General features: G+C 71.8%; 4 protein-coding genes and 1 pseudogene. All 5 read right to left on the reverse strand.

The features are described 5' to 3' along the window. Positions 1–89 (reverse strand): annotated as a pseudogene (locus EF918_RS38765) (DNA mismatch repair protein MutT); the annotation flags it as partial. 29 nt (positions 90–118) lie between these two features. Next, positions 119–304, reverse strand: coding sequence for an SPOR domain-containing protein (locus tag EF918_RS32975; protein WP_125652573.1), 186 nt, complete (start codon positions 302–304; stop codon positions 119–121). A 250-nt stretch (positions 305–554) separates the two neighbouring features. Beyond that, positions 555–1,307, reverse strand: a complete 753-nt coding sequence (locus EF918_RS32980; protein ID WP_125652574.1) for a GntR family transcriptional regulator — start codon at positions 1,305–1,307, stop codon at positions 555–557. A gap of 122 nt (positions 1,308–1,429) precedes the next feature. Continuing rightward, positions 1,430–2,713, reverse strand: coding sequence for a DUF4190 domain-containing protein (locus EF918_RS32985; RefSeq protein WP_125652575.1), 1,284 nt, complete (start codon positions 2,711–2,713; stop codon positions 1,430–1,432). A gap of 103 nt (positions 2,714–2,816) precedes the next feature. Then, positions 2,817–4,394 carry a S8 family peptidase gene (locus tag EF918_RS32990; protein ID WP_125652576.1) on the reverse strand — a complete coding sequence of 526 codons (1,578 nt, stop codon included), beginning with the start codon at positions 4,392–4,394 and terminating at the stop codon, positions 2,817–2,819. Positions 4,395–4,523 lie beyond the last annotated feature (129 nt).

Here is a 4,523-nt window from a genome sequence, read left to right on the forward strand (position 1 = left end):
CCGGCGAGCTCCGGGGGTGCACTGCGCCGCGCGGCCAGCAGGCGGCCCTCATGACAAAGGGCTCCGCCCACGACCACTCGTTCCGTCATGGGCGGAGCCTATGTCACGGCTCGCGTGTTCAGTTCGCTGTGGCGGTCTGGCCGATCCGCTCGACCCAGTAGAGCTGCTTGTGCTCCCGGCTCTCGAGGCTGTCGGCGACCTTCTGGGCCTCGGACCGGGTCGCGTAGCGGCCCACCCGGTAGCGGTTGCCGTTGTCGTCCTGCCGTATGACCAGCCACGGAAGCAGGGCACCGCCGTCGTTCATCGCGCTTCACCCTCCGCCGTCGTACCTGCCCAGGAAACCGCATTGCGCATATGCCCGAGCTTACGCCCGACCTTTACTGAGCGGATACGGTTTTTCACGAAGAGGTACCTGGCAGGCGTACGCATCCGGCCATGCGTACGAGGACGCCGCGTGCGCCGGCGCGAACCGGCGCACGCTGGGCTTTTACGGTGCCGCAGCGCCCGTCGGGCCGGCGCGGGGCCGCGCCCCGGGCGGGCAGGCAGTGACGGAACTAACGGACCGGCATGTGGTAGGCGAGGCGGTAGCGGTCGGCCGGGACGACCACGTCGGCGGTCTCCACCGCGCGGCCCGAGGCGTAGTACGTGCGCCCCACGACCAGCACGACGTGCCCGGGAACGCCACCGAGCAGCAGGGTCTCCTCCGCCAGACCCGGCCGGGCGCCGACCTCCTCCAACACGTTGTCCACGACGACGTCGATCGCCGCCATCCGGTCGACGACCCCGCAGCCGCCGAGCGGGCCCTCCTCGGGAAGCATGACCGGAGTGCGCCCCGTCAGCGCGAGCGGCTCCCAGGAGGTGGAGAGCATCATCGCCTCGCCGCCGTCCCGGAAGACGTACCGGGTGCGCATGACCCGGTCGCCCGGCTCGATGCCGAGGCGCCGGGCGATGTCGGCGGGGGCGGGCGTCTGCTCGCTGTGGGAGTCCCAGGTGCCCTGGGTCCCGACCTCGGCCTGCTCCTGGCGGAACGGGGTCGAGGCGCCGGCCGCCCGGTACCCGGAGCGGGCCACGCGGCGCGGCACCGGCTGCTCCCTCACGTACGTGCCGGATCCGGACCGGCCCTCGACCAGGCCTTCCGCCATGAGGACCTTGCGGGCCTCCAGTGCCACGGTGTCGGAGACGCCGTACTCCTCGCGGATCCGGGCCTGGGAGGGCAGGCGGGCGTGCGGAGGCAGGGACCCATCGACGATCTTCCGCCGCAGATCCCCGGCGACGCGCAGATAGGCCGGCTGCTCACCGAAAGTCACGGGCCACTCCCATCAGGTTGACAGACAGCAACAGCGTGGCAACCGATGGTTCAACACCGCAAGCAAGGGCCAGGGTTTCACCCGATGTGATGAAACCCCGCCCTGAAACCGGTTACTGTCCGTCACACCGCCTGGTGCGAGGGCCCGCGGCCGCCGGGACCGCCGGAGCCACCCGGGCCCCCCGGGCCCCCGCCGGAGCCGCCGCCCTCGGGGGCGCCGAAGTCCTCGCGCCACTCGGGCACGGTCGTCGCCAGCCCCAGCGCGGCGCGCACCGCCTTCTCCGTCTCGATGTGCATCGCGCCGACCGCCGCACCCGACGCCGCCTCGAACGCCTTCGCGTCCTTCGCCTCGGACGCCACCTTCCACAGCCCCCGCGCCTTGTCCAGCTCCCCGCGCAGCGCGTCGGCGGGGCGCTGGAGGCCGGGCCTGCCGGCCAGGCTCCGCAGCACGGTCGACTCGGCGGTCATGGCGGTCTCGATCTCGTGCGCCCAGAGCTTGTACCCGTCCAGGTCGGCCACGACCTCCTCGGCGTCGGGCGCGCCGCTCAGCGCGAGCTCGACGTTGTCCGCCTGGGTCAGGTACGCGCGCTGGTCGGTGGTGAGGTTCTGCTGGCGCAGGCTGCCCGAGCGCTTGGTGTGCGGCACGGCCATCAGGCAGGTCACGTCGCGGTCACCGCTCTCCCAGGCCTGCTTGTCGGGGGCGAGGAAGAACATCTGGACCTCGGCCGGCACCGCCCACGAGTCCGGGGCGTACTCGTCCTGGGCCTTCCAGCACCCCTTGATCACCATCCGTTCGATCCCGTCCATGCCCGGGTAGGGCCCCTTGTTCAGCCCCATGCGGACCCGGGTGACCTCGGCGTCGTGGGGGTCGGTGCACGGGACCGTGAAGACGAAGCGGGTGTAGCGCTCCAGGTCGCCGCCGGGCACGTTGTAGCACTGGCCCACGGCGAGCTGGTTGACGCCGGTCCGGCGGCCTTCGGCGGTGCCGCCGGCACCCGCACCGCCGCGCCCCTCGGCCTCACGGCGCTCCACGCCCCGGCGCCAGCCCTCCATGAAGCTGTCGGCGGCCTTGTCCACGACGAACACCGACACCACGGACATCAGCAGCGACAGCACCAGCCCCACGACCGCCAGCGCCTTGCCGCGCTGCTGTCGCCTGGGGATCTGCACCAGGGCGACGACGGCGAGGATCACGCCGACCGGCGCCAGACAGAGCAGCCCGACCGGGATCGAGGCGATGGCGAAGCCGTTGTAGGAGGGCGCGGGCGGCGGGAAGCCCGGCGGCGGGAAGCCGGGCGGCGGCGCCCCCCACGGCTGCTGGTACGCCTGCGGGTACGGCACCTGGCCCGGCTGCGGCGGCTGCTGCGGCTGCGGCGCGGACCAGGGCGAGGGCGGCGGGGTGCTCACGGGCAGCGGCTCCAACGGCGGACGACACGAACGAACGCGCGAATAGTACGCAGCGGGGGCGACCGAGGTACCGGTCGCCCCCGCGCTCAGCGGTCGGACGGGGTCAGAACTGCAGCGCCCAGGAGTCGATCTTGCCGGTGTCGACGTTGGCGTTGTCGTTCACACGGAGCTTCCAGACGCCGCCCGCCACCTCGGAGGAGGCGTTGACCGAGTAGGTCTGGAGGATGTTGTCGGTGCTGCCACCGCTGCGGTTGTGCAGGGTGTACACGCTGCCGTCGGGGGCGACCAGGTCCACCTTGAGGTCACCGATGTAGGTGTGCTTGATGTCGACGGAAACGCTCAGCGCCGCCGGGGCGTTGCCGGGGACACCGCTGACGGTGACCGGGGACTCGACGGTGGAGTTGTCGTTGATCGCGTAGTCGGCGGTGTTCTCGAACCGCGGCCCGGGCGGGTTGGTGGAGCCGCCGCCCACGAAGAGCAGCCGGTTCGGGGAGCCCGTGCCGGGGCCGGTGACCACGTTCGGGGTGGCGGCGCTCACCAGGGCCGAGGAGACCTGGGCCGGGGTGCTGTTCGGGTTCTGCGAGAGGTAGACCGCGGCCGCGCCGACGACGTGCGGCGTGGCCATCGACGTACCGGAGATGGTGTTGGTGGCGGTGTCGCCCGTGCCCCACGAGGAGGTGATGCCGGAGCCCGGCGCGAACAGGTCCAGGATGCTGCCGTAGTTGGAGTAGCTGGCCTTGGCGTCGGTGTTGGTGGTGGCGCCGACGGTGATGGCCTCGGCGACCCGGGCCGGGGACTTGGTGCTGGCGTCCGTGGACTCGTTGCCCGCCGCGACGCCGTAGGTGATGCCCGAGGCGATGGAATTGCGCACGGCCGTGTCGAGCGCGGAGTCGGCCCCGCCGCCCAGCGACATGTTGGCCACGGCCGGCTTGACCGCGTTCCGCGTCACCCAGTCGATACCCGCGACGACCTGGGCGGTGGTCCCGGAGCCCTGGTTGTTGAGCACGCGGACACCGACGATCTTGGCCTTCTTGGCCACGCCGTACGAGCCGCCCGCGACGGTACCGGCGACGTGGGTGCCGTGACCGTGCCCGTCCTGGGCGGTGTTGTCGTTGTCGATGGCGTCGTAGCCGTAGGAGGCGCGGGTGCCGAAGTCCTGGTGGGAGATGCGGACACCGGTGTCGATGATGTACGCGGTGACGCCCTCACCGGCCTTGTCCGGGTAGGTGTAGCTCTGGTTGAGCGGCAGGTTCTTCTGGTCGATCCGGTCCAGGCCCCACGACGGCGGGTTGGGCTGGGTGGCGTCGACGGTGAAGATACGGTTCTGCACCACGGACTTGACCGCCGGATCGGCCGCGATCTTCTTGGCCTGGGCCTCGGTGGCCTCGATCGAGTAGCCGTTGAGCGCGGCCGAGTAGACCCGGTCGATCTTCGCTCCGTGCCGCTGGGCGACCGACGTCCCGCTCGCGAGGGTGGAGCGCGCGGCGGAGTCGTTCAGGATCACGATGTAGCTGCCGGGCACGGTGTCGGGCGCACCGGCGTTCTCGATCCGGCCTTCCACGGCCGAGGCCGTACCGGCGGCCGAGGCCGGCAGCGCGGCCGCGGCTCCGAGAGCGAGCGCGACGACGGCGGTCGCACCGACGCCGGCGAGCCTCCGGCGGGTCTGACGCATCACGGACATCGAGGGGTCCTCCTCATAGGTGGTGCGTTGCGGGGGGTTGAGTGACAGTCATGCCCATGACAAGCGCCAGGCACCGGGCCGCCACCCCCAAGAGGTTGACCCACCCCCCGCAACGCACCACCTATGAGG

This window comes from Streptomyces sp. WAC06614, from assembly GCF_003949795.1.
Lineage (GTDB): Bacteria > Actinomycetota > Actinomycetes > Streptomycetales > Streptomycetaceae > Streptomyces.

Bases quoted from the DNA above. Each gene is read 5' to 3' on its own strand.
- EF918_RS32975 (WP_125652573.1), bottom strand. From the start codon at position 304: ATGAACGACGGCGGTGCCCTGCTTCCGTGGCTGGTCATACGGCAGGAC.
- EF918_RS32990 (WP_125652576.1), bottom strand. From the start codon at position 4,394: ATGTCCGTGATGCGTCAGACCCGCCGGAGGCTCGCCGGCGTCGGTGCG.